This window comes from Planomicrobium sp. MB-3u-38 (assembly GCF_002836425.1).
Lineage (GTDB): Bacteria > Bacillota > Bacilli > Bacillales_A > Planococcaceae > Planococcus > Planococcus okeanokoites.
In genome coordinates this window covers 21,324-48,080 of sequence record NZ_PJBO01000001.1, presented here as the reverse complement: position 1 = coordinate 48,080, position 26,757 = coordinate 21,324, and the positions used below count along the sequence as shown (strand labels likewise).

The following is a 26,757-nucleotide window of genomic DNA, read 5'->3' as shown; positions in this document are numbered from 1 at the left end:
CACTCACTCCTTCGTCTCTGTGGTGCCTGATGAACGGTGATGCAATAAAAAAATGGATTCCCCGTTCTCTTCATCAACCTGTGCAAACCCCAATTTCTCCAGCAACTGTATAGAAGCAATATTCTTCGGCGCCGCTCCGGCCATAATTTTAAATTCGCCTTGCCGCTGGATCCACTGGATCATTGCCTGGACTATTTCATAGGCATACCCCTGCCGTTTAAAGGCCGGGCTGACGGTATAGCCGATCCAGAAAGTATCATCTTCCTTTTTAATGTAGACATCGCCAAGGAGAACTTGGTCGTCTGTCCGGACAATTGCAAATTGCGCCCCGCTTTCCACAGACTGTTCCTTCAATAAAGCCTCTTCATATTCTTGCCGCGACAGCCCTTTAAAATATTGATATTTCATCCATTCCTCGTTGTTGCGGTATTCGACAAAAGCATCCAGATCGCTTTCGGCAAAACGTCTTGTGTAGCATCTTTGGGATTGGAAGATTGGTTGTGAGTTATTCATGTTGGACACCTTCACTCTCGTTCATCATTCACTGATGATCATTTGAGCCACTTTAATAGTCTGCAGTTCCTTCTGAATATTATTTATGGATGTAACAGTGTCTAAGGATTGTAAAGCTAATTCATCAGGTAAATTTTCAACCTTTTCCTGTGAAGCTTCCAGATCCTTTTTAAAATCCTTTTTTATATCTGTTTCAATTTCAGCAATCTCTTTATTATCTTTCCAAAACTGAACTGCATCCAGGGTGTTTTTCCCTTTTTCCTGTATGGAATCATATAAGGATTTTGCGTTATTTACTGTTACCAAAACACTTGAAGATAGCTCAAAAACTTCACTAGCTTCCATCGTAATATTTTTTAAATCTTCAATCTGATAAATTAAATTTGAATTTAGTTCTTCTTCAATTAGAAGCAATTGTTCTATGTCGTTTTCCTTTTTGTACTCTTCGTATAATAAATACAACTCTCGGTGAGAGTCATTTATCTCTTTTTGGATCACTGTTATGTTGTCCATATGAAGTAATATATCATCAATTTTTTCGATTCTTTCCTCAGCAAAAGCTAATTGATCTTCAATCTTATTTACATATGGAAGATCAACGAAATTATTGACACCTGTAAGGATGGAAAGTGGTGTATTAAATTTATCTGTCGCAGCTCTTACAGGAGCTAAATTTTCTTTTAGCCAATCAACATTTTCTACTAAAAGATTTATATCCTGGTTATATTTTTCGAGATCGCTAATAATTTTCGGTATTTCTGTTTCTATTACTTTTATAGATTCATTCATTGCCTGAGTGGCTTCTTTTTCCATTGCATTTATCTCTGCTGAGTCATTAGAATTGTTATTGATCGCCATTTGACTGGCTGCATATCCGATTGAACCAGATATTAATATTGACGAAATTATAGTGATTGGAAATAAAAATTTTTGAAATGCTTTTTTCGGACCAAACTTAGCCCGCTTATTTTCCATATCCATCTGCAGCTCTCTCTTCTTATAGGATTAAAATACCTTAAAACTTTAATCAATTTTGGTATTAACTTAAATATATATATTTAAAATTAGCGGATACATTTTATCTTTGATAACCTTTTCATCCCCTCCAATTTTATATTATCACTTACTTTTCGGAAGTATATCCTAATAATTAAAAAATACTAAATGTTTCCAAAAAATATCTGCATATTATATACACGAAAAAACCAACAGCTTTTTTCAACTGTTGGTAAGGGAATTTACGGGAATAATTTAAATGGTCTTTCTTCCCTCTTCAGTTTTCAGTAAGGGAATAAATAAAATGCTGAAGCTGCGATCGCGATTGCGACCGCATAGTAGTGATACCATTTCTTGTGCATTTTATAGAGCCAGACTAAAGCTGCCGCTATAACCAGAATTATTACTCCCGTCATGATCATTGGCATTTCATATAATTGAACTCCAAATGCTGCAAAAAAACTGGTAAGCGCACCAGCCAGAATACTGGCTTTAAACCATTCCGGCAATCCGCTGCGGTAAACCGCCAGGCCCCCAAGCAGCCAGGCTATTCCATATCCCATCCTTAACCACGACACAAAATTAAGTGAATCGGGTTGATGGCCCACAACCATACCTTCCTGTTCACCCATAATCATCCCCTCGAATAAACGAAAGAGCAAGAAATAAAGTGCAAAGGAAAGGATTAATACCACAATACTTCCGATGGTAACAAAGATACCATCTTTGATTGACCGGGATTTTGCATTCATTTAAATCATACCCTTTCAAATGGATTATGATGTTTGGATTTTACGGCCATTAATAAGTATTTATATAGTCTAGTATAGATTATATATACCTTGAAGTAGAAAAATATGAATATCAGTCCATTAAAAGTCAGGATTGAGTTTGAGTCTGCGTCCAGTATCACCCTAAAAAATGAGTTTAATTCACTTGTGGTAAGGTTCTCCGTAATGAGTATAAGTGCCGTCTTCTCTTTAAAAGAAGAATGAACCTTTCTAGTAAACTCTATAAATGAAAAACACCTGCCTCAGACTTCTATGTAAGAAGAAAAAGGCAGGTGTTTTCTAAAATCTAATTGTAATACAGGTTCTCAGTTGGATATACCGGATCATTGGTGATGTCGATTCCAAGCTTCTTAAAAGTCTGTTCGTTTTCTCTATTCAATATAACCGTAGAATGCGCTTGGGTGTCTCTTAAATTTGGCAATTGCTTATAAGCCAATTCAGAAGTAGGATTGGTGACCGCACTGATTGCCAGTGCAATCAGCACTTCATTGGCGCTTAATGTGGGGACGCGGCTATTCAAGTCATCGGTTTTCAAACGTTGAATCGTTTGTAAAATCATTGGCGACAACAAATTAATTTCATCGGAAATATTGGTCAATTTCTTCAATCCATTCAGAATTGCGGCTGCTGAAGCATCCATCAAAGTGGTCGTTCGACCGGTGATCATCTCGCCATTCGGCAGTTCTAACGCAATTACGGCTTGTAAATTCGTGCTGTCAATTTGCGCTTGGATTGCTTTCGCATAATTACGGGCCGGCAATACAGGTGCCCGGTCCTCTTTCTTTAAACCGGTCTCTTCCAGAATCACTTGCATGTGGCGTACACTGTCTTCATCCGCAAGCCCTTTTTTATAGTCGTTCTCTACGATGAAACTGCGCCGGATGATTTCCTGCCTGGCAGCTTCCTGGACAATCATATCTTCGGTGATGCCCGATTTCAGGCGATTAACCCCCATATCAGTCGGTGAGCTGTAAACAGACTCTTTGCCGGTAATCCTTTCAATAATCCGTTTGATGACAGGAAACGTCTCAATATCACGATTGTAATTGATCGCAACTTTGCCGTATGCTTCATAATGATAATTATCAATCATATTTACGTCTTTCAAATCGACGGTAGCCGCTTCATAAGCGATGTTTACCGGATGCTTTAACGGCAAGTTCCAAACCGGGAAAGTCTCAAACTTGGCATAGCCGACTTCATTCCCCAGTTTGTTCTCATGGTACATTTGGTTAAGGCAGGTGGCTAGCTTTCCGCTGCCCGGACCAGGGCCCGTTACTACCACGATCGGCTTTGTCGTTTTGATATAAGGATTTGTCGCAAATCCTTCTTCCCCAAGGACCGCGTCCACGTTTGTCGGATAGCCTTCGATTTCGCGGTGAATACAGACGCTGATTCCGCTTCTCTCCAGCTTTGTCATAAATACTTTGACTGTTGGCTGCCCTTGATAACGAGTGATTAGGACACTGTTGACAGAAATGCCATATGCCCGATATTCGTCAATTAAGCGTAAGACATCCTGGTCATAAGTGATGCCGTAATCTTCACGGACTTTGTTTCGTTCGATGTCTCCAGCGTAGACACAGATGATGATTTCCGCCTTTTCTTTCAGTGTATGCAATAGTTTGATTTTGGCATCTTCATCAAATCCAGGCAAGACACGCTTGGCATGTTTGTCGCCTATCAATTTTCCGCCAAATTCCAAGTAAAGTTTATCGTACTGCTCCACTCGTTCCAGGATGTAGGCTGATTGTTCCTGCAAATATTTCTCCGAATCAAATCCAATTTTTTTCATTAATTTCCGTCCCGCCTTCTATGCTTCAAGCTTTCTCTTAACGCAGTATCTAAAAACGCCTTAAGAGAAAATCCCAGCTAAAATTCATCTTTTATCATTACATAACTTTTTAGAAAACCGTCCCAGCCAGTTCGATTATTGAGTGATTCTAATAAGCTTAATAATAATCTTATCATCAATGCATATAAAAAAATAACTAAAATTAGACCTGTGTTCAGCAAATCCAAACGGCCAAAACTTTAATTCTTTTGATATTTTTCAATAACTGCATCACTTTTAGCGTTTGAATAAAACATTGATAAGTTAGCGTTTGTTCAATAATAAAAACCGTACTCACTTATGATAAGGCTCACCCTTCATAATCCTAAAAGCCCGATACACCTGCTCCACCAATATCAGCTTCATCAATTGATGCGGGAACGTCATCTTGGAGAACGACAGTTTCTCATCCGCCCGCTTCAAAACCTCGTCATGCAGACCCAAAGATCCGCCGATGACGAAGACGATTTTGCTGCGGCCGTAAGTCATCAGGGATTCCAGGTCTTTCGCCAGCCCTTCCGACGTTTTCATCTTGCCGTCGATTGCCAGGGCGATGACATAAGCGTCGGCCGGGATTTTTGCGAGGATGCGGTCGCCTTCCTTCTTTTTGACGATTTCCATGTCCGCGTCGCTCAATTGCTCCGGCGCTTTTTCGTCGGCCACTTCGATTTCGCTTATTTTGCTGTAGCTTCCCAGCCGCTTCGTATATTCTTCAATTCCTGATTTCAAGTATTTCTCTTTTAATTTCCCTACAGTGATAATTGAGATATTCACAAGATATCCCCCTTTACAGTAAATTTACAAACAAGTTATCCACCATTGTTATACACATATCCACAGGCATTTCTATATGTTGTGGCGAATTAAGAACTGGCCACAAGATACAAAGCTTGCTCTTCGCAGTACTCGCACTTTGTGGATAACTTTTCGTCTTCTGATAATTCTGTTAGGATAGGATAACTTTCTGTCTTAGCGACAAATACATCCAAGCCATGTTCCACGTGGGTTTTGCAGCATATAATCTCCATAAATTCCATTCCTTTCGATTTCCGAATATTCCACACAGTTATGCACAATTCATTCACTTTTATCCACAAGTCATTGTAACAGAAGAAAGCGTTTACGTATAATCATGTTTTCTTTCTTCTGTGGATAGTTGCTGTTTCTCATTTCGCATGAAAGTTATCCACATGTCATTTTTCTGCTTTTCCGAACGATACAACTGTATTCTATGATTTTTCTTAACAAATTTTACAATAATGTTACAAAATAAAAAGAGGGCACGTTAAAACGAAAGTAAAAAACCGCAAAGCTCGACAGCTCTGCGGTTCCATTTATACAATCGGAGGCTCTGCCCCCATAGCAGCCCATTCTTCTTTTGCCGGTCCATACAATCCCGGCACTTTCAATCCAGCCTGGCGCATCAATACGGTCATTTGTGCCCGGTGATGCACTTGATGGAGCAGCAGCACTTTCAAAAGAGTGGCCACAGTCCACGTTTCTCCGTACAGGTCGTGTTCTTCATCCAGCGTTTCATCTGTCCAGTTTTCTTTCATTGCCGTGATCATCGACTGGTTAGTGAATCGATAAGCTTCAGCAATTTCTTCTGCCGTATCGGGTACCGGCTTGCTGAAATCCGCTCCTGAAAATTGAAGGCCCGTAAGCGAGACCATTTCTTCCAATGTTGTTGCCAAATGCCATCCGAGACGTCCAAGACTGCGGTAGCCGGCTGTAAATTCCTGATGCAGCGATTCATCCGTCAGCGACTCGAGCACCTGCTGCGTGCCTTTGGCTTCATCTTTCCAGACTTCATAAAAATCATCCATCGATCTGAACATTTCCATCCTCCGTTCTTCTATTTCTGCTCTCTATTCATTTCGCCTGAAACTCCTTTTTTCCTGCATAGAAAAAGCCGGAGATTTTTCTCCGGCTACCTTACAGATTTTATTGCAATGAAGAATTATCCACCAGCTCAAATTCGAACTCCAATAATTCCCCGTCACGATACGCTTTCACCTGCAGCGTTTCACCAATTTCCTTTTCTTCATATAGATGCTTGCGAAGCGCGATGCTGCCGTTTATCGGTTCACCATCCATTTCAACGATGACGTCAAACTCCTGCAGCCCCGCTTCAGCAGCCCCGGAATCCGGAATCACCGAGTTGACCACGACGCCTGCAGTGACGTCAGCCGGTAAGTTCAGCGTATCTTCCCGGTACATCTGCGGCACTTCGTTCAGGTCCATCAACGTGATGCCCATCGCCGGACGGATCATCTGCCCTTCGGACTCCAGCGTTTCAATGATCGGGATGGCTGTGTTGATTGGAATAGCAAAACCGATGCCTTCCGCCGTCGCCGCATTGATCTTCATCGAATTGATACCAATCAGCTGGCCGCTGATATTGATCAACGCGCCACCGCTGTTTCCTGGGTTGATCGCCGCATCTGTTTGCAGCACATCAACCTGCCAGTCGATCACATTGTCCCCATCGATGTCGACGGGGACTGCCCGGTCCTTACCTGACACAACGCCGGTCGTTACCGATCCATAAAAATCAAGTCCCAGCGGATTCCCGATGGCAATGACTGTCTCTCCTTGTTTCAGAACATCCGAATCACCGAATTCGGCAATATCTTCAATCCCATCGCCGTCCATGCTGAGGACAGCCAAATCCGTCCACACATCACTGCCGACAAGTGTCGCCGATTTTTTCGCACCATCCGGCATTGTCACTTCAATATCGGTGGCTCCTGTCACAACATGATGATTGGTCACCACGAACGCGGTGCCATTTTCATTTTTATAAATAACTCCAGAGCCTGTGCCCACTTCCTGGCTTGGCGATTCGGAGAAGAAATCCGATCCCGCCTGCAGGTTCGTAATGCCGACAACCGTATCATCGGCAATTTCCACAGCCTCGGTGACATCATTCGTTACTTCGACTGAACGCTGCTCCGTCTGCCCCTCTTCACTGGTCTCCACCGTTTCAACCTGGTTCTGTGACGTTTGCGCGCCGTTGCCCGGCAGTAAATCCGGACGCGAATAAAACAGCAGCCAGATCAGCAACGCGCCAATCAGCACACCGCCCAATCCCGCCAAAAATGTGCGCCCCCGGTTCGAGCGCCGTCTTCCATTAGGTGTCTGATCGTAATACCCCATCTGCTCCATCCTCTCAGAAAACTTCTTTCTCTAATTTTATGAATAGAATTCTGACAATGCAAGCTTGAGCACTCTGTTAGAGCTTCTATATATCTAGACTTACGAGTAAGAAAATTTGAAATCGATATTACGCAAAACAGCTTCGAAGACTTGAACGAAGCTGGCGAGGTCAAGTCTTTGCGACGAAGCAGCGAAGCGATGCAGGAGCACAATGGTTTTTCTAGGGGGTTGCACTGAGCTCGAAACGGAATTGGAAAGCCAACTCCGTTTCTGTCTCTGCATCGCTGCGCTAGCTTCGAGACATGGAAGGGCGCTGTTCCCTTGGGAGTCTTCTCTGTTTTGCTCCATATCTCTGATTGCATCTATAAAGGATTATCCGCTTATGTCTGTTAAGAATGGTAAGTCGACATTTCAATACTTTAGCTAAACTGAATGAAGCAATAGACGGCGACTCCTGCGGGATTTAGAGCGAGTCCTGAGACCCCGCAAGGAGCGAAGCGGATGAGGAGGCTTAGGCCGCTCCCCGCGGAAAGCGTCCGGCTAAAGCGAAATGATTTAAGAATTTATTGTTTTTCCGATAACTAAAAAAGGCTCCGCAAGTGCGAAGCCATTTTCTTTATACCAATACTAGTTTAGTCGGCACATTCGCGTCAGTATCGAGCAGATCGACATACTCGCCGACAATGATGCCTTTCGTCTGCAAGGTCTGCTCCACGCTCATGCGCGCCAAATCCTTCATATTATTGTCTTTGCTCAAATGTGACAGATAAATCTTCGTCGGCTTTTCAGCCATCACTTCGCTCATCGCGACTGCCGCGTCTTCATTGGAAACGTGCCCGACGTCACTCAAGATGCGGCGTTTGACCGACCATGGATAACGGCCCATCTGCAGCATGCCCACATCATGATTGCTTTCAAACACGTAGGCGTCGGATGCCTGGATGATGCCTTTCATCTTGTCACTGACATAACCGGTGTCTGTGATCAGCGCCAGCTTGCGGCCGTTTTCATGGAACACATAGAACATCGGGTCAGCGGCGTCATGGGATACCGCAAACGACTGGATATCCAATGAACCGAAAGTCTTCACACTATCCATATCAAAATGGAATCGCTGTTCAACCGGAATGGCACCGACCAGATTCTCCATCGCCAGCCAGGTTTTGGCGTTGGCGTAAATCGGTACTTTATGTTTGCGGGCTACTATTCCAAGCCCTTTAATATGATCGCTATGTTCATGAGTGACCAGGATGCCATCCAGGTCACTCATTTTTTTGCCGATGGAAGCGAATAATTCTTCCATTTTCCGGCCGCTTAAGCCCGCATCCACCAGAAATGAATGCTGGTCATTTTCTATATAGATGGCATTGCCGCTCGAGCCGCTTGCCAATACACTAAAACGCATAGTAAAAACTCCTTATTGAGAACCTTCTTCTTCCGGCTTGTTGAATTCAATGACTCCGTCTTTGATGGCATTCACAAAGTGATCCGTCGTTGAACCGTCTTCAAGTTCCACCATGATCCGCCAAGTCGGCAGGAACATCCGTGTATCTTCAGAAACGGAAACGTATACCGAATAACCAAGAACCACTGAAGTGATTTCAGAATTCTGCTGCAATGTACCTTTTCCATAGAGTGTTTCAATCGCTCGTTTTGGAGGAATGACATCTTTGCTCTGGGCATTTTCAACAAGGTCCGTAAAGATGGTTTGTTCGTAGCGCACAGCTTCTCCTTCTTCATTCCAGAGAAGCGTCACTTTTCCGCTATCACTATGATACAACGTTTTGCCGTTGATTTCCTGATAGAAGATTGCTTTGTTCTCTTCTTCCATGACATCCCATAATACATAGTCTTCGCCTTTATAGATGTTCGCAGCAAGAAAAGCTTCGAGGCTTTCCTTGTTTTGCTCGTCCCCGATGCGAATGGGTTCATTGAATGCGACATTCAACATATATTTATCGACGACCGCGACCCGGGTGTCTTTAACCGGTACGTCTTCTTTAGTGAACACTTTCCGGGTGCCGCTGATATACGGCTCCTCGCCCGGCTCCGTTTCCAGATCATCCGGGTATGTGATCTGGTCACCGGCCAGCCTGTCGTCCACCGCTGATTCCGTCAGGACTGAAAAGTTTTCGGCTTCTGTGTAACTTTCCAAATATAGGGTGTATAAAAAGATATTCAAAATGGAAAAGACGATGATAAAAATCGACTTTGTTCTACTCCAGTCCAAATGGTCCCCCCCCTAACACTTCATTCGTCAACTTCAGCCATGTGTCGTTGATTTTGAAATACCAATTCGGTTCGACCATCATCAGACGATCGGAATCGTTCGCATTCCGGGTCAACTCATAGCCCGGCATGATTTCTTCGACTTGCGCTCTTTCTTCCTCACTCAAGCGTGACAAGGCCGCAAGAACCGCCGTACCTGATGCCTGTTCTTTCGTCACTGTTCTGCCGGTAGGTTCCACTATATAAATTGGCCGGTTATAGCGGAAAACCTGCTCTTCGCCGTCGGCCGTCCCCCATTGCAATTCAATGACAGGCGATACGGTTGAACCGAATACCGGAAGATTGTTGATGAACAAGCGATAGTCGATCAACTGGTTGATCGGCTCCATGCCGAAATAATAATAGTCGTTGGTCCAGCCGCCATGGTCGTTGATGAACTTTGTCGTATTGAAAACTAGTTCAGAAGGAATGGCAGGATCGGTTGTTTCTGCCTTGGATTGAACAAATTCCAACCCTTTAGTGGTTTCATTTCTTTCCAGGAACGCCCCGGTATTATCTGTAAAGCTTCCGTCAGTAAGATTGTTTGCCGGTCCGTCGAAGAGCCGGCTCGCATATGCGTCCAACGGCGTTTCTTCATATAGATAAACGTAACTCGAAGTATCGACAGGCTCTTCCGGTATATAGATCGGCAGCGTTCCTATCGAGTTATCGGTTATATAAAGTGGATATTGTTCAGCAGGAACGATAATGCTCTGTTCAAAGCTTGCAATATCACCCAATTGCACAGCACCTTCGTAGATGCGTCCCGAATCCGAGTTCACGAAATAAATTTCAAGCGCTCCGTTCGAAGAGCTTTCCCAGTTGATGACCATCCGGTTGAAGGTTGCTTCCGGCACATTGGTGTCTGTAATATTCATCATCGCGTCGAACACCGGAAATGGCACGGCACCCGGGTAATAGAGAACCGCGCGGGCCGGGTCATGCATGATGTCTGTCATTTCACTCACTGTCGCTTCATCCGACAGCAAGGTCAAATCGCTGATTTCCCATTGGTTCATCGACTTCAATAATAAGTCTATTTCATCTTTATTCACTGTTCCGTTGACGTCTTCTTCCCCGTGGTAAAGAATTTTCACCGGTCTGACTACTTGCTCGATTTTTTTCGTTTCCACAATCGCGGATTCGAGCGAAGGTGCCGGGTCATCGATCGGAGCCAGCGTCTTCGGCGTGAAATTCCAGATTGTAAACGTCAGACCGAGACTGAGAAACACAAGCAGGAACAGGACGATCGATTTTATCTGTTCGATATATTTCATTCCCACTCACCTCCGTCATCTGTTTCAAATGGAAGCGTGAAGAATATCGTTGTCCCTTTGCCGTAATCGCTTTCCGCCCAAATAGCGCCGCCATGGACATTGATCACTTCCTTGGAAATCGCGAGCCCCAGTCCGGTGCCGCCCATTTCCCTTGAACGCGCCCTGTCGACACGGTAGAAACGATCGAAAATCTTATCCAGATTCTCTTTCGGTATACCCATCCCCTGGTCACTGATTTTCGTTTGCAGCAGGCCATCCACTTCACTTACCTGGAATGAAACCTTGCCGCCGTCAGGTGAATACTTCAGCGCATTGGAAATGATATTATCGAAAACCTGTGTCATCTTATCGGTATCTATTTCCACAAAATACGGGGATTTAGGCATATCACGCTCAAAAATGACATTCTGGGACTTCGACATTTCAAAACGGTCGATGATCCGGTTGAAGAATACTTTGAAATCGACCATTTCCTTATTGAGTTCGGTGTCGCCTGAATCCATTTTCGATAATTTCAGTAAGTCATTCACTAAACGGATCATTCGCTCTGTTTCCGTTTGCGTGACATTCAGGAAATTTGGAGCCAGCTCTTCATCCCGCCATGCGCCTTCTGCAAGCGCTTCTAGATAGCTGCGCATGGTCGTCAGCGGCGTACGCAGTTCATGCGATACGTTCGCAACGAATTCCCGGCGTTCCATATCAATTTTTTCCTGTTCCGTATTATCATGCAATACAGCAATCAAGCCATTCACAAATCCGGTCTCTTTCTGGATAACCGAGAAATTTGTCCGCAGCAAAGCACTCTGATCGTAAGTACCGAAATCGAGTGTGATCGCATCTTTCATGTGGATCAGATCCTCAAATGTATATTCACTTTCAAGTCCAAGAACGGTTGTAATCGGACGGTTCATCACCGTTTCACGTGAAACATTCAACAGGCGCAGCGCCGGATCGTTGATCAGGATAATTCTTCCCCTGCGGTCCGTCGATAGGACGCCATCCGTCATATTCGCCAGAATGGAAGCCAGTTTTCGGCGTTCACTTTCTGTTGATTGCTGGGATTCCTGCAAACGGTTCGTCAAATGGTTGAATGCTTTCGCCAATTGCCCAATTTCATCATCGCCGTAAACACGGACCTTGCGGGAGAAATTCCCTTTTGCCATGGCCTGGGCGTGTTTCCGCATATCTGAAATCGGTTTGGAGATGGTTTGGGCAACCAGAATACCCAGAATTGCCGTTATCACCAGGGACAATGCCGTCCCTCCGGCCAAAATCGAATTGATTTCGTCCATCTGGTCATAGACATTTTCCACTTTCGCTTCTATATAGAGGGTTCCGAGCAACTCGCCTCCAACTGTCATGATTGGCTGCGTGGCGACCCATACCCGGCGTTCGGTTTCTTTGTTTATTTTAATCTGCTGTTTGGCTTCCCCACTGAGGATGGTTTCCCTTACCAATCCATCCGCAGAACGCTGACCGATCAACGGCTGTTTTTCGATGGCCGAAGAGCCGATGATGCGGTACTGGGAATTGACCACACGGATTTCAGAAATATCATCGGATCTGAAGCCGTTCAATACTGAACGCAGGCTTTGTTCAACGGTCAAGTCGTCATCCGTCCGGTTCCTGATCATCTCTTCCCGCACACTGAATTCGATGATTTCCATCCGGTCGTTCAGGGATTCTTCAAAGCTCTGAATTAACGATTCTTCCAATTGCTGTACAAAATAAAGGCCGATGATCTGCATCGCCAAGAGGATCAGCAGGATATAAATCAGCACAATTTTCACATGAATTGATTTAAAAAAGGTTACTTTCTGCATTCAGTCTACTCCTGTTCAGGATTTCGCAAATAATACCCTACTCCGCGGCGTGTAACGATCCATGCCGGATGGCTCGGGTTATCTTCAATTTTTTCACGCAGGCGCCGGATGGTTACGTCCACTGTGCGAACATCCCCGAAGTAATCATAGCCCCATACTGTCTGGAGTAAATGTTCGCGTGTCATGACCTGACCGATATGCTTGCCCAGATAATGCAGCAGCTCAAATTCACGATGCGTCAATTCGATCGTTTCCTCACGTTTAAGTACCAGGTAGGCATCCGGCTGGATGGTTAAAGCACCCACTTGGATGTCATTCGAATTCGGTCCTGTTTCTTCAGAAGGAACGATATTCTGACGGCGAAGATTGGCTTTCACGCGCGCCACCAATTCTCTCGTCGAGAACGGTTTCGTCACATAGTCGTCCGCACCCAATTCCAGACCCAAAACTTTGTCGATTTCCGAGTCTTTCGCAGTCAGCATGATAATCGGGAAATCGTATTTTTTGCGTACTTCCCGGCATACTTCCATGCCATCGCGGTTCGGCAGCATGATATCCAAAAGCATCAAATCGGGCTTCACTTCTTCCGCCAGTTTGATCGCTTCATCTCCGTCGTAGGCACAAACGACATTGAATCCTTCTTTTTTAAGATTAAACTGCAGAATGTCTGCAATCGGCTTTTCATCATCCACTACCAAAATTGTCTTATTCATCAATGATCTCCCCTTTTTTGAATAGAAATTCCCATCCTGATCGTAAACTTTTCTACCTTAACTTTATCACTGTTCAGGCGGTTTAGCATCTCTCATTCATTGCGTGATATTTCCCGGGAAATATTCAAAGGTTTTTTGGTGGAATTGCCTGTTTATTTGCCGTAACATCCAGGGTCTTTACGCCGACAGAAAAATGAATGCCAGCGAATCGGAAATCATATTTCCCGCTCGCTGGCATTCCGATCATTTTATTGTTTTACATAATCCAATGGATTTTGAGTTGCGCCATTTTTCGAAATCTCGAAATGCAGATGGATTCCGGTTGAGCGTCCTGTCGTTCCCATCACACCGATTTTCGTCCCCTGCGGCACTTTAGCACCGACTTTGACGTCGATTGTTTTGAGGTGCGCATAGATCGTTTCATAGCCATTGCCGTGATCAATGATGACGCGATTGCCGAAAGTGCCGTCTGCACCTGCCGCTTTCACGACGCCGTGATCCGCAGCCAGAATATCAAAGCCGTCCGGCTGGGCAATATCGATGCCTTTATGCTCTCTGCCCCAGCGCGGCCCTTTTTTGCTTGAAATGTAACCGCCTTGAGCCGGCCACACAAATTTGCCGGTTCCGACAGACGGCAATTCTTTCACACCATTCAATACCACTTTTTCAACCGGCTCTGCCGTCACTTCTTCCTCCACGGCTTCACGTCCGGATTGTTCTCCATCAGTTTCCGTAATCGTGTAGACGACCTGCTTTTCACCGTCTTTGCCTTTTTGCTCGACTTTTGACTTGCCGATAAACAGCTCTTCGTCTTCTTTCTCGACTGTCTCAAATTTGAGCCCTTCTTTTACTTTTTCCTCTTTCTCAACAGTTACTGTGATGTCCTTTTCTTCCAATAGCAGCGTCGCTGCTTCTTCAGGCGTACTGATGTCTGCCGGCGCCGCCTGGTCGGACATGCCGGAAAGATTATCCTCTATATCGATCAATGTGACACGGGTTTCGCCTGCTTCCAGTTCAGGTAAAGCTTCTGGAGTACGTTTGCTGGCTTCCCACTGATCCAATTCTTCCGGACTTGCGTATGCTAGCAGCACTTGGCGGAGCGTTTCATCGTAAGCTGAACGGTCTTTCAGTTGGGCGATGACTTTACCGTCCAGTGTCAAAGCGAAAGTGGATGCTTTCACCTCCAGCTCTTCGTCCAATGCCGCCAGGATCTCTTCCTCATTCTTGGCTGCCGGTTCGAAAACCTGCTCCGCGATCATATTGAAGCTTTCGTCAGGCTCCAGATTCAATTCCTTAAATTCCTGTCCGGCTTCAGCGACTTTCGCCTCCACCAAGTCTTCCACTTTTTCGTCTTCATTTACGGCGCCGATATACTTGCCGCCGTTATATATATGATAAATCGTTTTTAAACCATCATGGCCAATATTTTCTGCTGCTGCAGGGTTCGTATTCAAACCCATCACCAGAAAAATCGATGCCGCTATTTTAATAAGGTTTGAGCCGCTAATGCTGAAGCTCTTGTCAGTTAAGTTCCTCATATAGTACTCATAATCCCCCTTCATTGATTCTCTCTGAAAATCTCCTGTTCAATTAAACCTCCATCACTTTATCACAAACTTATACCAAAATAGCATAAAACTGCTCAGTGTAAATAAAACGTATTGTTTAACCCATTTAATTACATTTAATGGTTTTTATTAGGATTACTTCTTAAGTTTATGGTTGTTTTTTCTTTTTCTATCCAATAAAAAAGCCTATTTAAGGTAAAAATCCGTCATATATGTCATATATCTGTAGTATTCAAAGTAATAGAATGTGGATGTTTTATTAACATAGCGAAAATTATGGACAGAATATGTACAACTTTAATAATCACTCTAAAAAAGAAGCCGGACTAAGCGTACGGCTTCTTTTGGATCTATTGAATAGCGGATGATAACCGATATTCCGCAAAACAGCTTCGCTTTCCTAGGGGCTTGCACTGAGCTAACTCGGTCTCGGTCCCCCTCGCCCGAGTGGATCTCAGCACTTCGCTCGAACCTGAGTTGGCAAGCCAACTCAGGTTCTACTCCCTTGGGAGTCTTCGCTGTTTTGCTTCATATCTCAGGTTACTTTCTAAAAAGGTTATCTATTTAAGTCTGTATTAAATAAGTAAGTACATAACGTAATTCTACACAAATCCTAATGGAGCGTCAGCCGGTGAAGGGCAAAGATGTGCTCCTGCATCGCTGCACTGCTTCGTCGCAAGGAGCGCAACGGATGAGGAGGCTTAGGCCGCTCCCCGCGGAAAGCATCCGCCTAAAGCGTAATGATTGTAGAGTAGATAATTTCTCTAAATCAAAAAAAGCCGGACGCAATGTCCGGCTTCTTGCTATATATCAAATCAACGTGTCTAGTCTCCGGCGACCCAGCTCTTCGGGTCATAAGCCACTTTGGCTGTGCGGCTGAAAACACGCCGCTTCGCCAAATCGTCTTATGCCTTTCAGAGCTTAACGGGTGCCGTCGCTTTTCTTTGTCTAGACTCCAACGGCCAACTCCTCGAGTCGTAAGTCTCTCTGGCTAGGCGGCTGAAAAAACACCGCTACGCCAGAGCGCCTTACGCTTGTCGGAGCTGAACGGCCGTTTCCGCTTTTCGGTGTGTCTAGTCTCCGGCGACCCAGCTCTTCGGGTCATAAGCCACTTTGGCTGTGCGGCTGAAAACACGCCGCTTCGCCAAATCGTCTTATGCCTTCCAGAGCTTAACGGGTGCCGTCGCTTTTCGTTGCTATCTCCAAACACTTGTTACAATATTAGTCTGGTTGCGGTCAGGTCCCACAGAGAAGATGGAAATTTGGACGCCTGTCAATTGCGCGATGCGCTCCAGGTAATGGCGCGCGTTATCCGGCAATTCACCAAGCGATTTGCATTTCGTTACATCTTCCGTCCAGCCTGGAAGTTCCTCGTATACCGGCTCACAATCAGCCAGCATGCGAAGGTTCGCTGGATATTCCGTGATCAATTCACCTTTATAACGGTATGCTGTACAGATTTTCACTGTTTCAAGCCCTGTCAAAACGTCGATCGAGTTGACCGTCAAGTCCGTCAATCCGCTGACACGTCTAGCATGGCGTACGACAACACTGTCGAACCAGCCAATGCGGCGCGGACGGCCCGTCGTTGTGCCGTACTCCTTGCCGACTTCGCGGATCTGCTGGCCCGTTTCGTCGAATAGTTCAGTCGGGAATGGTCCGTCGCCCACACGCGATGTATAGGCTTTGCAGACACCGATAACGTGTGAAATCGTCGTCGGTCCAACGCCCGCTCCGATCGTCACACCGCCGGCAACCGGGTTGGATGACGTCACGAATGGGTATGTCCCTTGGTCGATATCAAGCATGACACCTTGTGCACCTTCAAATAGGACACGGCGGCCTTCGTCGAATGCGTCATTCAATACTTTCGATGTATCCGTTACGTATTTGGCGATTTCCTGGCCGTATTGATAATATTCTTCCATGATTTCCTCGACAGTAAAGCCTTCTGTTTCGTAGAATTTCTCGAACAGGCGGTTTTTCTCTTTCAAGTTCATGCGAAGTTTTTCTTCGAATACGACATGATCCAACAGGTCGGCCATACGGATTCCGACACGCGCAGCTTTGTCCATATAAGCCGGCCCGATGCCTTTTCCTGTAGTCCCGATTTTATTGGCGCCGCGGCGCGCTTCTTCGACTTCATCCTGTTTGATGTGGTAAGGCAGAAGCACGTGCGCACGGTTGGAGATGCGCAGGTTTTCAGTGGTCACTCCACGGTCGTGAAGACCTTTCAATTCTTTTACCAAAGCCTTCGGATCCACGACCATGCCGTTGCCGATCACTGAAATCTTGTCTTTATAAAAAATCCCCGATGGAATCAAATGCAGTTTATATGTTTCTCCGCCAAAGATGATTGTGTGCCCAGCGTTATTTCCGCCCTGATAGCGTGCAATCACTTCCGCGTGCTCGGATAGAAAATCTGTGATTTTCCCTTTTCCTTCGTCTCCCCATTGCGTTCCTACTACTACGACTGATGTCATTGTCCGCACCTCCGTCAGGCTTGCGCCCTTGTTTCAAACAGGGTTAATTGTATCAATGAAAAGCGCTTTAGTCAATCAAAAACCAAAGAAAACACGAACGCAAATGTGCTTTCACATTTGAACGTTCGTGTTTAGAAGTCTCCGCCGGATTCGTGCTGACTCCAGTCGATGGTGACGAATTTATTGTATTCCTTCACAAATGCCAGCTTCACCGTACCGGTCGGGCCGTTACGCTGTTTGGCGATAATGATCTCGATCATGTTCTGGTCTTCTGTTTCTTTATCGTAATAATCCTCACGGTACAGGAACGATACAATATCGGCATCCTGCTCAATACTTCCCGATTCACGAAGATCCGACATCATCGGGCGCTTGTCCTGGCGCTGCTCCACTCCACGGGACAGCTGGGACAATGCGATGACGGGAACTTCAAGTTCACGGGCAAGGCCTTTCAGTGAACGGGAAATATCCGATACTTCCTGCTGGCGGTTTTCACCGGATTTGCCTGGTCCCTGGATCAACTGAAGATAATCGATCATGATCATGCCAAGGCCGTATTCCTGTTTCAGGCGGCGGCATTTCGCACGGATATCGTTGACCCGGATGCCTGGCGTATCATCGATGAAAATTCCGGCATTCGACAGACTGCCCATCGCCATCGTGAGCTTGCGCCAGTCTTCATTCTGCAAAGCACCGGTACGCAGCACCTGCGCATCGATATTGCCTTCCGCGCAGAGCATACGCATGACGAGCTGCTCCGCCCCCATCTCCAGTGAGAAGATGGCGACGTTTTCGTCCGTCTTGGTCGCGACGTTCTGCGCCACGTTCAGCGCAAAAGCCGTCTTACCGACAGAAGGCCGTGCAGCCACGATAATCAGGTCGTTCCGCTGAAACCCTGCCGTCACCTTATCGAGGTCCCGGAAGCCTGTAGGGATCCCTGTGACGTCCCCTTTGCGCGTATGCAGCAATTCGATATTGTCATACGTTTTCACCAAAACATCTTTGATGTGAATAAAATCTCCAGCGTTCTTGCGGCTGGATACTTCCATCATTTTCTTTTCCGCTTCAGCAAGCAACGCTTCCACTTCGTCTTCGCGTGTAAAACCGTCTTCCACAATGGAAGTCGCCACACGGATCAGACGGCGAAGCAGCGCTTTTTCTTCGACGATATGGGCGTAATGGCCGACGTTCGCCGCGGTCGGAACCGCGTTGGCGATTTCCGTCAGATACGACAGCCCGCCGACATCCTCCAATTCCTTTTTGGCGGAAAGCTCTTCAGTGACTGTCACTACATCAATCGCTTTTCCGCGATCCGATAAATTGATCATCGTCTGGAAGATTTTCTGGTGCGCAATGCGGTAGAAATCTTCCGGCATGACAATTTCCGCGACCGAAATCAGGGATTGCGGTTCCAAGAAGATGGCGCCAAGAACCGATTGCTCGGCTTCCTGGTTATGCGGGGGGACACGATCCATAATATCGTTCATCGGTCCATCCCCTTACGCTTCTTCTGTTACGTGAACTTTAAGCGTCGCTGTTACATCGTGATGCAATTTCACCGGCACATTCGTGTAACCGAGCGCACGGATGGCGTCATCCAATTCCATTTTGCGTTTATCGATTTTGATGCCATGTGTTTTTTCAAGTTCCTTGGCAATCTGTTTCGTTGTGATCGAACCGAATAGACGGCCGCCTTCACCAGATTTTGTCTGCAGTTCGATTGTCAGGCTTTCAAGCTCTTCTTTCAGTTTCTGTGCTTCTGCCAGTTCATGCGCAGATTCTTTTTCCTCTTTTTTCTTCTGGCCAGCCAATTGGCTGATGGCTGCCTGATCGGCTTCTTTCGCCAGGTTGTTCTTCAACAGGTAGTTGTGTGCGTAGCCATCCGCCACGTTTTTGATGTCGCCTTTTTTGCCTTTGCCTTTTACGTCTTTCAGGAATATAACTTTCATTCGGTTTGCTCCCCCTCATATGTTTCTGAAATGGTTTCTTTTAATGATGCAATCGCTTCTTCGATTGTCGCTTCCGGCATTTGGGTTGCCGCATTCGTCAAGTGGCCGCCGCCTCCGAGATTTTCCATGATCACCTGGACATTCACTTCTCCAAGCGACCGGGCTGAGATGCCGACGCCGCCTTCATTCCGTTCAGCTACAACAAACGATGCGTTGACATCTTTCATCGTGAGCAGAATATCAGCGGTCTGCGCAATCAGCACCGGGCTGTAGACGCGGTCCGGCTGGCCGTGGGCAATGACGATGCCACCCCCGACAAATTCGACGGTTTCCACGATTCTCGCGCGTTCAAGGTACGTGTCCATATCTTCTTTCAATAAACGCTGCACAAGCACCGTATCGGCGCCATTCGCACGGAGATAGGATGCCGCCTCGAAAGTACGGGCGCCTGTCCGCAATGTAAAACTTTTCGTATCCACGATAATGCCGGCAAGCATCGCTGTCGCTTCAAGCATCGACAGCTTTTCATGCTTCGGCTGATATTCAATCAATTCCGTCACCAATTCGGCTGTGGAAGATGCATATGGTTCCATATAAACCAGCATGGTGTTGGTGATGAATTCTTCGCCTCTGCGGTGGTGGTCGATCAGGACGACCCGTTCCATCCGCTGAAGCAGCCGTTCTTCTATCACCATCGACGGTTTATGGGTATCCACTACGACAAGCAAGGAATTATCCGTCATATCGGCAAGCGCCTCTTCCGGCGTGATGAATTGCTCAAACAGATCGGCGTCCCCTTCAATTTCCTCCATCAGCCGGCTGACACTGCGGTCATACTCATCAAAGTCGAGGACGATGCGCCCTTTGACTTTATTCATCGCGGCCATTTTGGCTACGCCTACCGCCGCGCCGATGGAATCCATGTCCGGCATCTTATGCCCCATGATGAAGACCTGGTCGCTGTCCTGGATCAAATCACGCAAAGCGTGTGAGATGACGCGTGCACGAACCCGCGTCCGTTTTTCAACGGGGTTGGTTTTCCCGCCATAGAATTTCACCTTGCCGCTCGGATGCTTGATGGCCACCTGGTCGCCGCCGCGCCCAAGTACAAGGTCAAGCCCAGATTGCGCCATGCTGCCAAGTTCGACGAGCGATGCGGATCCCGCACCCACTCCGATGCTTAACGTAAGCGCCAGATTATCCTTCGATGTCACATCGCGGATATCGTCCAGAATGGCGAATTTCGAAATTTCCAGTTGTTTCAGGATCGATTCATTGAAGACCGCCATGAAACGGTCGGATGAAACCCGTTTGACGAAGATGCCATGCGTCGCTCCCCAATCATTGATCAGCGAAGTGACCAGGCTGTTCAGGTTGCTGCGCGTCTGGTCATCCATGCCCTGCGCCAGTTCATCGTAATTATCGATGAACAGGATGCCGATGACGGTCCGGTCCGCATAATACAAGGATTCGATTTCCACTTGCTCTGTAATGTCGAATAAATAGAACAAACGGTCATCCGCTTTGTAATAGACACGGTATTTACGGTCGCCGAGTGTGACCGTCAAATCGCGGATTTCTTCCGATTTCACCAATGTGTGAAAGTCATCCGACAGGCTGTAGATCGATTCACCGATCAATGTATCATATTCAAGAACTGAACTGATATACGGATTCGCCCATTCGATCTTAAACTCTTCATTCGCCAGTAAAATGCCGATCGGCATCTCAAGCAAAGCCTCTTCCCCGACCTTTTTCATCCGGTAAGAAAGAGTTTCTATATGTTTTTCGGTTGCTTCGTATGTCCTTTTCTCAATCAGCCACGTAAATGCAAAAGCGGCAGCGAAAAGAAAAAAGAATATGCCCGCAATCAATTCCGATATAAAAGCGATCAGAATCGAAGCGGCCAGCCCCAGTATCAGCAATGCCAATAACGGGTACCTCAACTTCCTTTTCCTAAAAAAAGCCGACATTCATTTCAGCTCCTTATTTTCCTTTAAAATCATGTGCCTTTTTGACCCAGCCCCGGATATCGAATCCGAGGTCCACGATTCCAACGATTATTGTAAATGCCTGCAGCGGGAACGCGAAAACAGTGACGATCACTTTAACCCAATTCTGCCAGCCTTCCTGCTGGATATAGAAATGGTAGAAAGCGATCCCTTGCAGGAATAAAAGCATCTGTAATAGAACCATGGCGTTAGCGAAAGCTAAAAAGGCGATCGTGCCCGGTTCAAATTCTGAAAGCAGCGAAATAAGTAATACGATTAAATAATACCATAATACAGATTTCGGCAATTTCATATCAGCAAATGGCGGGAATTTCGGAATCGCTGTGCCAAGCCGTTTCAAAATCGGCAGATTGATCAGGAGATGGAACCAGACAATCACGAAAACCGATAAAATAATCAGAGCCGGCAATGTCGTCTCAAAAGTTGTCAGCATATTGCCGACGGATTCATTGTATTGTTCGATTTGTTCTTCCGTGCCGCCCAGGCGCTCCATCCAATTGCTGCCATTCCTCAAAGTGGCTTTGGAGGCGGTGAGGTACTCTTCAATGACATTAATGCCAAACAGCCAGATCATGGCCACGTATTGCACCATCACCGATATCAGCCAGACAATGGAAGAACCCATAAACAGGAACAATTTGCTCTTGCCATAATGGATCGACAAGCCGATCATCAAGCCGAAGGGAATGTACAGAAGCGCCACCGGCACCGCGAAAACTCCGCCGATAATCAGACTCAGCAAGAACGTTGCCAATGAAAACAGCGCAGACGGTTTCCATGGATATTTTGCGCTGTACCAGGCTACCGGCAAAGCCAGGAAAAACAATGTTGCTAAACTAATAATAGGAACGTATACAGTGATAGCCATCAGTACCGTAAAAACGGCTGCCATCAACGCACCGTTCGTAATTTGCCTTGTTCGTTGATTTTGCATGAAGCTGTTTTTCCCCTTCTTTCGGGTTTATTTCATCCTTATAATTGTAACACGATTGCAGAACCTGAACAAAAAAGGGTGTACCGGGTATGGGAGCGAAATGGGTATGCCTGTTCATATATAAATGAGAATAAAAAATGTTTCGCGGTCTTTTTGTAATACTTTCGAAATACTGACTACTTCTTCAACCATTCCGCTCATCGCTTCGCTCTTGCGGGGTCTCAGGACACGCTCTATTTCCCGCAGGAGTCGCCGCCTGACGCTTCATTCTAGCCCTGTTTAGAATTGAAGTGTAACTTTCTGGAAAGTGAATTGAAAAAGACCATTCTTTTATGGAAGGAAATTTGAGATATGGAGCAAAATAGCGCAGACTCCTGGGGGACCAAGCGAAGTGCTGAGATCCACTCGGGCGAAGTGTAACGAGTCCGAGTTAGCTCAGCGCAAGCCCCCCGGAAAGCAAGCTGTTTTGCGCAATATCGGCTACTAAAGTCTATTTATTCAACATATATAGTTAAAAGAGAACAAAAAAAAGACCGGTTTCCCGGTCTTTTCTGCAGTTATTATCTTTCTTCCGCAACAAACGGAATAAGTGCCATGATACGAGCGCGTTTGATAGCGATTGTCAACTTACGTTGCCATTTAGCGCTTGTGCCTGTAACACGACGTGGCAAGATTTTTCCTCTTTCAGAAATGAATTTCTTCAATAGGTCAGTATCTTTATAGTCGATGTGCGTGATGTTGTTTGACGTAAAGTAACAAACCTTTTTACGCTTTTTGCCTCCGCGACGTGGTGCCATATCGAATTACCTCCTTTTTGTTAAGATTTTAAGCCCTCTGGCCAGTCGTTCTTAGAACGGCAAATCGTCATCCGATACTTCGATCGGGCCGCTGCCGCTTGAGAATGGATCCTGGTCTACACGGGTATGATTGTTTTGCTGACTTGTCGGTTGGTTCTGCTGATAGGATGAAGGCTGCTGCCCTTGTGAACGGTCTGAACCGGCTCCGGCATTCCGCGGTTCAAGGAATTGAACGCTGTCCGCCACCACTTCAGTCGTATATACACGTTTTCCATCCTGTCCCTCGTAGCTGCCTGTCTGGATGCGGCCTTCAACACCTGCCAAACTCCCTTTTTTAAGGAAATTCGCTGTGTTTTCAGCTTGTTTGCGCCAAACAGTACAGTTGATAAAATCCGCTTCCTTTTCACCTTGCGCATTGGAGAAAGTACGGTTTACAGCCAGTGTAAAACGTGCCACCGCCGCACCGCTTGGTGTGTAGCGAAGATCTGGATCTTTTGTAAGCCTTCCGACTAATACAACTCGGTTAATCATCAGAATTCAACCTCCTTTAAGTCAAAGTTATTTACAGTTCCATATACTGCTTACGCGTCTTTGCGTACAGCGATATGGCGAATAATGTCTTCGTTAATGTTCGCAAGACGTGTAAATTCGTTGATAGCTTCAGATCCAGCGTTAGCTTTTACGATCTGGTAGAAACCTTCACGCAAATCGTTGATCTCGTAAGCTAAACGGCGTTTACCCCACTCTTTCGACTCGATGATTTCAGCACCGTTAGAAGTAAGGACTTCGTTAAAACGCTCAACTAGCGCTTTTTTCGCTTCCTCTTCAATTGAAGGCTGAATAATGTACATTAGTTCATACTCTCTCATCGTGTTGTCACCTCCTTATGGACTTGGGCCCTACTGATTCCAGCGGGCAAGGAGCAAGCAATTAAAAATATTACTCACATCACTGTATTGTATCACAAATGGATCTTCCCCGCAACCGCCATTTCCTTACGAAAATCAGCTATACTTTTCCTGGAAGCTGTGTTTAATTAGCATTAAGTCGTTCCACCTGAACAAGACCGTACTCCACGCGAATAAAAACTTTGCAACCGACCCTCACCGTTAAGGAAGTGAACCGATGAAACCGTCATCCGTAATCGAGTTGAAACTTGAAGAAGTCGCGACGAAAATGCTCTGGATCAATATCTTGCTGGTTGCCGTTTTTGCTGCTGCTTATCATCTGCTAGTCGAACCGTTGGCATTCGGATTCTCTCTCCGGGGCATCCTTTACTTCATAATCGGCTATATGGTGCTGATCATTTTGCACGAATTATTCCATTTGATCGGATTCGTCATTTTCGGCAGAGTGCCGCTCTCCTCCCTGACCTACGGCTTGGAGCTGTCGAAAGGCTATGCTTACGCCACAACCAGTTCACCGCTGCAAAATAAAAAAATGCGCCAGGTTTTGCTGCTTCCCTTCTGGACGACCGCAGTGATTCCCACCATCATCGGCTTCTGGATACAGGATCAGGTGCTTGTGCTGCTCGGCGCGATGCTCGCTGCCGGTGCCGCCGGCGACTTTTTCATGTACCGGGAATTGCGCAAAGAAAAAGACGAAGCCTGGATCCTTGATGATCCGTCTGAGCCCCGTCTGCATGTATATGATGAATATCCAAACCCCGAAGAATAGCTGCGTCCGTGACGCGCTGATTCTTTGGGATTATTTTATTTAAGCAAAAACAATCTCCCAATTCCCGCTCGAAATCTTCGTTTTCAACAAGCTCTTATCTTTTGCCAGATAAACTGTCGCTTCCAGCACTTCGCCGTTGACTTCAACTGGAATCACCGATTTTTCGTAAAGATCGGTCGCTTCGTCCCCTGTGCAATCCTCCAGGAAATCGAGTGCCGGCCACAGCACTTCCGGAATTTCGTAAACTTCGCCGTGGATCTGGTCCGTCCCTTCCAGGCTCATCGCCGGATAGCCGAGACCTGTATCGTAAAGTGAACCTGTGGCAACTGCCTGCTCAGCTTTCAAAGACGCTTCTTCCAGATAGAAATGGTATTTTCCACCTGTTTTTAATGTTCCGTATACAAATAACAACATGTTTTTTCCCTCCCAAATTAAAAACCGGATGCAAATAGGCATCCGGTTTGGTTTATTATTCCTGACTCGGTATGTCGCCCTAGTTATTCTTGAATTGTATCCATGGCAACATCCAACGTCTTACACATTAAATCTGAACAACATAACGTCGCCGTCTTTGACAAGATATTCCTTGCCTTCCTGGCGAACCTTCCCTGCTTCTTTTGCGGCAGCCATCGAACCGGCTTCCACTAAATCTTCATACGCCACTGTTTCTGCGCGAATAAAACCGCGTTCGAAATCGGAGTGGATGATACCGGCACATTGCGGTGCTTTCATTCCCTTTTTGAATGTCCAGGCACGAACTTCCTGCACGCCGGCAGTAAAGTATGTAGCCAGTCCAAGCAAACTGTACGATGCTTTGACCAGTTGATCCAAGCCCGATTCTTCAATGCCAAGTTCTTCAAGGAACATTTCTTTTTCCTCGTCTTCCAGCTCAGCCATTTCTTCCTCGATTTTCGCACAGACAACGATGACATCCGAGTTGTCTTCCGCTGCATACTCACGCACTTTTTGTACATAAGGGTTGCTGTCAGCTTCGGCAATTTCATCTTCAGACACGTTGGCAACATAAAGCATAGGCTTTAACGTCAATAAATTCAAGTTTTTTGCAATGCGCATTTCATCATCAGTGAAATCGATGGAGCGGGCAAGTTTTCCAGCTTCGAATGCTTCACGCAATTTAAAAAGAACCGGCTCTTCAGCAACAGCCTCTTTGTCTCTTTGCTTCACAAGTTTCGCTGCGCGCGCAATTCTCTTTTCGATGCTTTCCATATCAGCCAGGATCAATTCGAGATTGATGACTTCAATATCAGAAACCGGGTCTACATTCCCCGATACGTGTGTAATGTTGTCATCTGCAAAACAGCGTACAACCTGACAGATGGCATCAACTTCACGGATATGGGAAAGGAATTTATTTCCAAGCCCTTCTCCTTTGCTGGCGCCTTTGACGATGCCGGCGATATCAGTAAACTCAAATGCAGTCGGTATGGTTTTCTTCGGTACGACTAATTCAGTCAGTTTGTCCAAGCGCTCATCCGGAACTTCTACAATCCCGACGTTTGGATCTATTGTACAGAACGGGTAGTTTGCCGCTTCCGCGCCCGCTTTTGTTATGGCGTTAAATAATGTGGATTTCCCTACGTTTGGTAATCCTACAATCCCTGCAGTTAATGCCAAAGGATTCACGACCTTTCTTCTTTGAAAAACGATTTATTTTTATACAGCCATTCTATTATAGGAACAGAATACTGAAATGTCCATTAATCATTCCGCTTCTGTTTCTGCCTTCACAAGCACCTTTTTCATTTTTTTGTTGAATTCCACTCTTGGAATCATGACACTATGCTGGCATCCTTCGCATTTGATGCGGATATCGGCGCCCATCCGAATAATTTTCCAGGCATTCGCGCCGCAAGGATGCCCTTTCTTCATTTCGACGACATCATTCAAACCGAATTCCTTCATTTCCATCGCCCATTCTCCTTCCAAATCAAGTGACACCAAA

The 26,757-nt window shown here is 46.0% G+C and carries 26 protein-coding genes; 1 reads left to right on the top strand and 25 read right to left on the bottom strand.

Annotated features, from left to right (window positions below):
• Positions 1-3: 3 nt before the first annotated feature.
• The 22 genes from CXF70_RS00320 to rpsF all read right to left on the bottom strand — a co-directional run bounded on the left by CXF70_RS00320 (position 4) and on the right by rpsF (position 23,986).
• Positions 4-513 (bottom strand): GNAT family N-acetyltransferase, encoded by a 510-nt coding sequence (locus CXF70_RS00320; RefSeq protein WP_101801005.1) that lies wholly within the window; start codon positions 511-513, stop codon positions 4-6.
• A 24-nt stretch (positions 514-537) separates the two neighbouring features.
• Positions 538-1,494: a hypothetical protein gene (locus CXF70_RS00315; protein ID WP_101801004.1), complete on the bottom strand. Its 957-nt coding sequence runs from the start codon at positions 1,492-1,494 to the stop codon at positions 538-540.
• Positions 1,495-1,793: 299 nt separating this feature from the next.
• On the bottom strand, positions 1,794-2,261 hold the full coding sequence (locus tag CXF70_RS00310) for a hypothetical protein (RefSeq protein ID WP_101801003.1): 468 nt from the start codon (positions 2,259-2,261) through the stop codon (positions 1,794-1,796).
• 325 nt (positions 2,262-2,586) lie between these two features.
• Positions 2,587-4,095, bottom strand: a complete 1,509-nt coding sequence (locus CXF70_RS00305; RefSeq protein ID WP_101801002.1) for a DUF1846 domain-containing protein — start codon at positions 4,093-4,095, stop codon at positions 2,587-2,589.
• Positions 4,096-4,428: 333 nt separating this feature from the next.
• The gene (gene rlmH / locus CXF70_RS00300) at positions 4,429-4,908 is read right to left on the bottom strand and encodes a 23S rRNA (pseudouridine(1915)-N(3))-methyltransferase RlmH (protein ID WP_084243459.1); all 480 of its coding nucleotides are present in this window, start codon (positions 4,906-4,908) and stop codon (positions 4,429-4,431) included.
• 89 nt (positions 4,909-4,997) lie between these two features.
• Positions 4,998-5,162: a CxxH/CxxC protein gene (locus CXF70_RS00295; RefSeq protein ID WP_101801001.1), complete on the bottom strand. Its 165-nt coding sequence runs from the start codon at positions 5,160-5,162 to the stop codon at positions 4,998-5,000.
• A gap of 306 nt (positions 5,163-5,468) precedes the next feature.
• A complete protein-coding gene (locus CXF70_RS00290; RefSeq protein WP_101801310.1) occupies positions 5,469-5,972 on the bottom strand; it encodes a DinB family protein in 504 nt (167 codons plus the stop codon).
• Between the two features lie 106 nt (positions 5,973-6,078).
• Positions 6,079-7,293: a S1C family serine protease gene (locus CXF70_RS00285; protein ID WP_101801000.1), complete on the bottom strand. Its 1,215-nt coding sequence runs from the start codon at positions 7,291-7,293 to the stop codon at positions 6,079-6,081.
• A gap of 616 nt (positions 7,294-7,909) precedes the next feature.
• Positions 7,910-8,698 (bottom strand): MBL fold metallo-hydrolase, encoded by a 789-nt coding sequence (locus CXF70_RS00280; RefSeq protein WP_084243455.1) that lies wholly within the window; start codon positions 8,696-8,698, stop codon positions 7,910-7,912.
• Between the two features lie 12 nt (positions 8,699-8,710).
• A complete protein-coding gene (locus CXF70_RS00275) occupies positions 8,711-9,523 on the bottom strand; it encodes a two-component system regulatory protein YycI (RefSeq protein WP_084243454.1) in 813 nt (270 codons plus the stop codon).
• Positions 9,510-10,838 (bottom strand): YycH family regulatory protein, encoded by a 1,329-nt coding sequence (locus CXF70_RS00270; RefSeq protein WP_084243453.1) that lies wholly within the window; start codon positions 10,836-10,838, stop codon positions 9,510-9,512. The genes CXF70_RS00275 and CXF70_RS00270 overlap by 14 nt, the downstream gene beginning before the upstream one ends.
• On the bottom strand, positions 10,835-12,661 hold the full coding sequence (gene walK / locus CXF70_RS00265) for a cell wall metabolism sensor histidine kinase WalK (RefSeq protein WP_101800999.1): 1,827 nt from the start codon (positions 12,659-12,661) through the stop codon (positions 10,835-10,837). Before walK ends, CXF70_RS00270 begins: the two co-directional genes overlap by 4 nt.
• Positions 12,662-12,666: 5 nt before the next feature.
• Positions 12,667-13,374 (bottom strand): response regulator YycF, encoded by a 708-nt coding sequence (yycF, locus tag CXF70_RS00260; protein ID WP_084243451.1) that lies wholly within the window; start codon positions 13,372-13,374, stop codon positions 12,667-12,669.
• A gap of 248 nt (positions 13,375-13,622) precedes the next feature.
• Positions 13,623-14,912: a M23 family metallopeptidase gene (locus tag CXF70_RS00255; RefSeq protein ID WP_158241135.1), complete on the bottom strand. Its 1,290-nt coding sequence runs from the start codon at positions 14,910-14,912 to the stop codon at positions 13,623-13,625.
• A gap of 1,226 nt (positions 14,913-16,138) precedes the next feature.
• Entirely contained in the window at positions 16,139-17,425 is a 1,287-nt protein-coding gene (locus CXF70_RS00250) for an adenylosuccinate synthase (protein WP_084243448.1), read from the bottom strand.
• Positions 17,426-17,556: 131 nt separating this feature from the next.
• Positions 17,557-18,912, bottom strand: coding sequence for a replicative DNA helicase (dnaB, locus tag CXF70_RS00245; RefSeq protein ID WP_101800997.1), 1,356 nt, complete (start codon positions 18,910-18,912; stop codon positions 17,557-17,559).
• 12 nt (positions 18,913-18,924) lie between these two features.
• Complete coding sequence (gene rplI, locus CXF70_RS00240) at positions 18,925-19,374, bottom strand: 50S ribosomal protein L9 (RefSeq protein WP_084243446.1); 450 nt, start codon at positions 19,372-19,374, stop codon at positions 18,925-18,927.
• Positions 19,371-21,347, bottom strand: a complete 1,977-nt coding sequence (locus CXF70_RS00235) for a DHH family phosphoesterase (RefSeq protein WP_101800996.1) — start codon at positions 21,345-21,347, stop codon at positions 19,371-19,373. The genes rplI and CXF70_RS00235 overlap by 4 nt, the downstream gene beginning before the upstream one ends.
• Before the next feature lie 13 nt (positions 21,348-21,360).
• Positions 21,361-22,320 (bottom strand): YybS family protein, encoded by a 960-nt coding sequence (locus CXF70_RS00230; protein WP_101800995.1) that lies wholly within the window; start codon positions 22,318-22,320, stop codon positions 21,361-21,363.
• A 560-nt stretch (positions 22,321-22,880) separates the two neighbouring features.
• Positions 22,881-23,117, bottom strand: a complete 237-nt coding sequence (gene rpsR / locus CXF70_RS00225; protein ID WP_084243442.1) for a 30S ribosomal protein S18 — start codon at positions 23,115-23,117, stop codon at positions 22,881-22,883.
• Between the two features lie 51 nt (positions 23,118-23,168).
• Entirely contained in the window at positions 23,169-23,648 is a 480-nt protein-coding gene (gene ssb, locus CXF70_RS00220; RefSeq protein WP_084243441.1) for a single-stranded DNA-binding protein, read from the bottom strand.
• A gap of 50 nt (positions 23,649-23,698) precedes the next feature.
• Entirely contained in the window at positions 23,699-23,986 is a 288-nt protein-coding gene (gene rpsF / locus CXF70_RS00215; RefSeq protein WP_084243440.1) for a 30S ribosomal protein S6, read from the bottom strand.
• A gap of 256 nt (positions 23,987-24,242) precedes the next feature.
• Between rpsF and CXF70_RS00210 the strand changes: the two genes are divergently transcribed.
• Positions 24,243-24,794 carry a DUF3267 domain-containing protein gene (locus CXF70_RS00210; RefSeq protein WP_101800994.1) on the top strand — a complete coding sequence of 184 codons (552 nt, stop codon included), beginning with the start codon at positions 24,243-24,245 and terminating at the stop codon, positions 24,792-24,794.
• 39 nt (positions 24,795-24,833) lie between these two features.
• Here CXF70_RS00210 and CXF70_RS00205 read toward each other — a convergent pair whose 3' ends face one another.
• The 3 genes from CXF70_RS00205 to CXF70_RS00195 form a co-directional block, all read right to left on the bottom strand.
• Positions 24,834-25,208 carry a gamma-glutamylcyclotransferase family protein gene (locus CXF70_RS00205; protein ID WP_084243438.1) on the bottom strand — a complete coding sequence of 125 codons (375 nt, stop codon included), beginning with the start codon at positions 25,206-25,208 and terminating at the stop codon, positions 24,834-24,836.
• A gap of 120 nt (positions 25,209-25,328) precedes the next feature.
• Positions 25,329-26,429 carry a redox-regulated ATPase YchF gene (gene ychF / locus CXF70_RS00200; protein WP_084246658.1) on the bottom strand — a complete coding sequence of 367 codons (1,101 nt, stop codon included), beginning with the start codon at positions 26,427-26,429 and terminating at the stop codon, positions 25,329-25,331.
• Positions 26,430-26,516: 87 nt separating this feature from the next.
• Positions 26,517-26,723, bottom strand: coding sequence for a DUF951 domain-containing protein (locus CXF70_RS00195; RefSeq protein ID WP_084243437.1), 207 nt, complete (start codon positions 26,721-26,723; stop codon positions 26,517-26,519).
• Positions 26,724-26,757 lie beyond the last annotated feature (34 nt).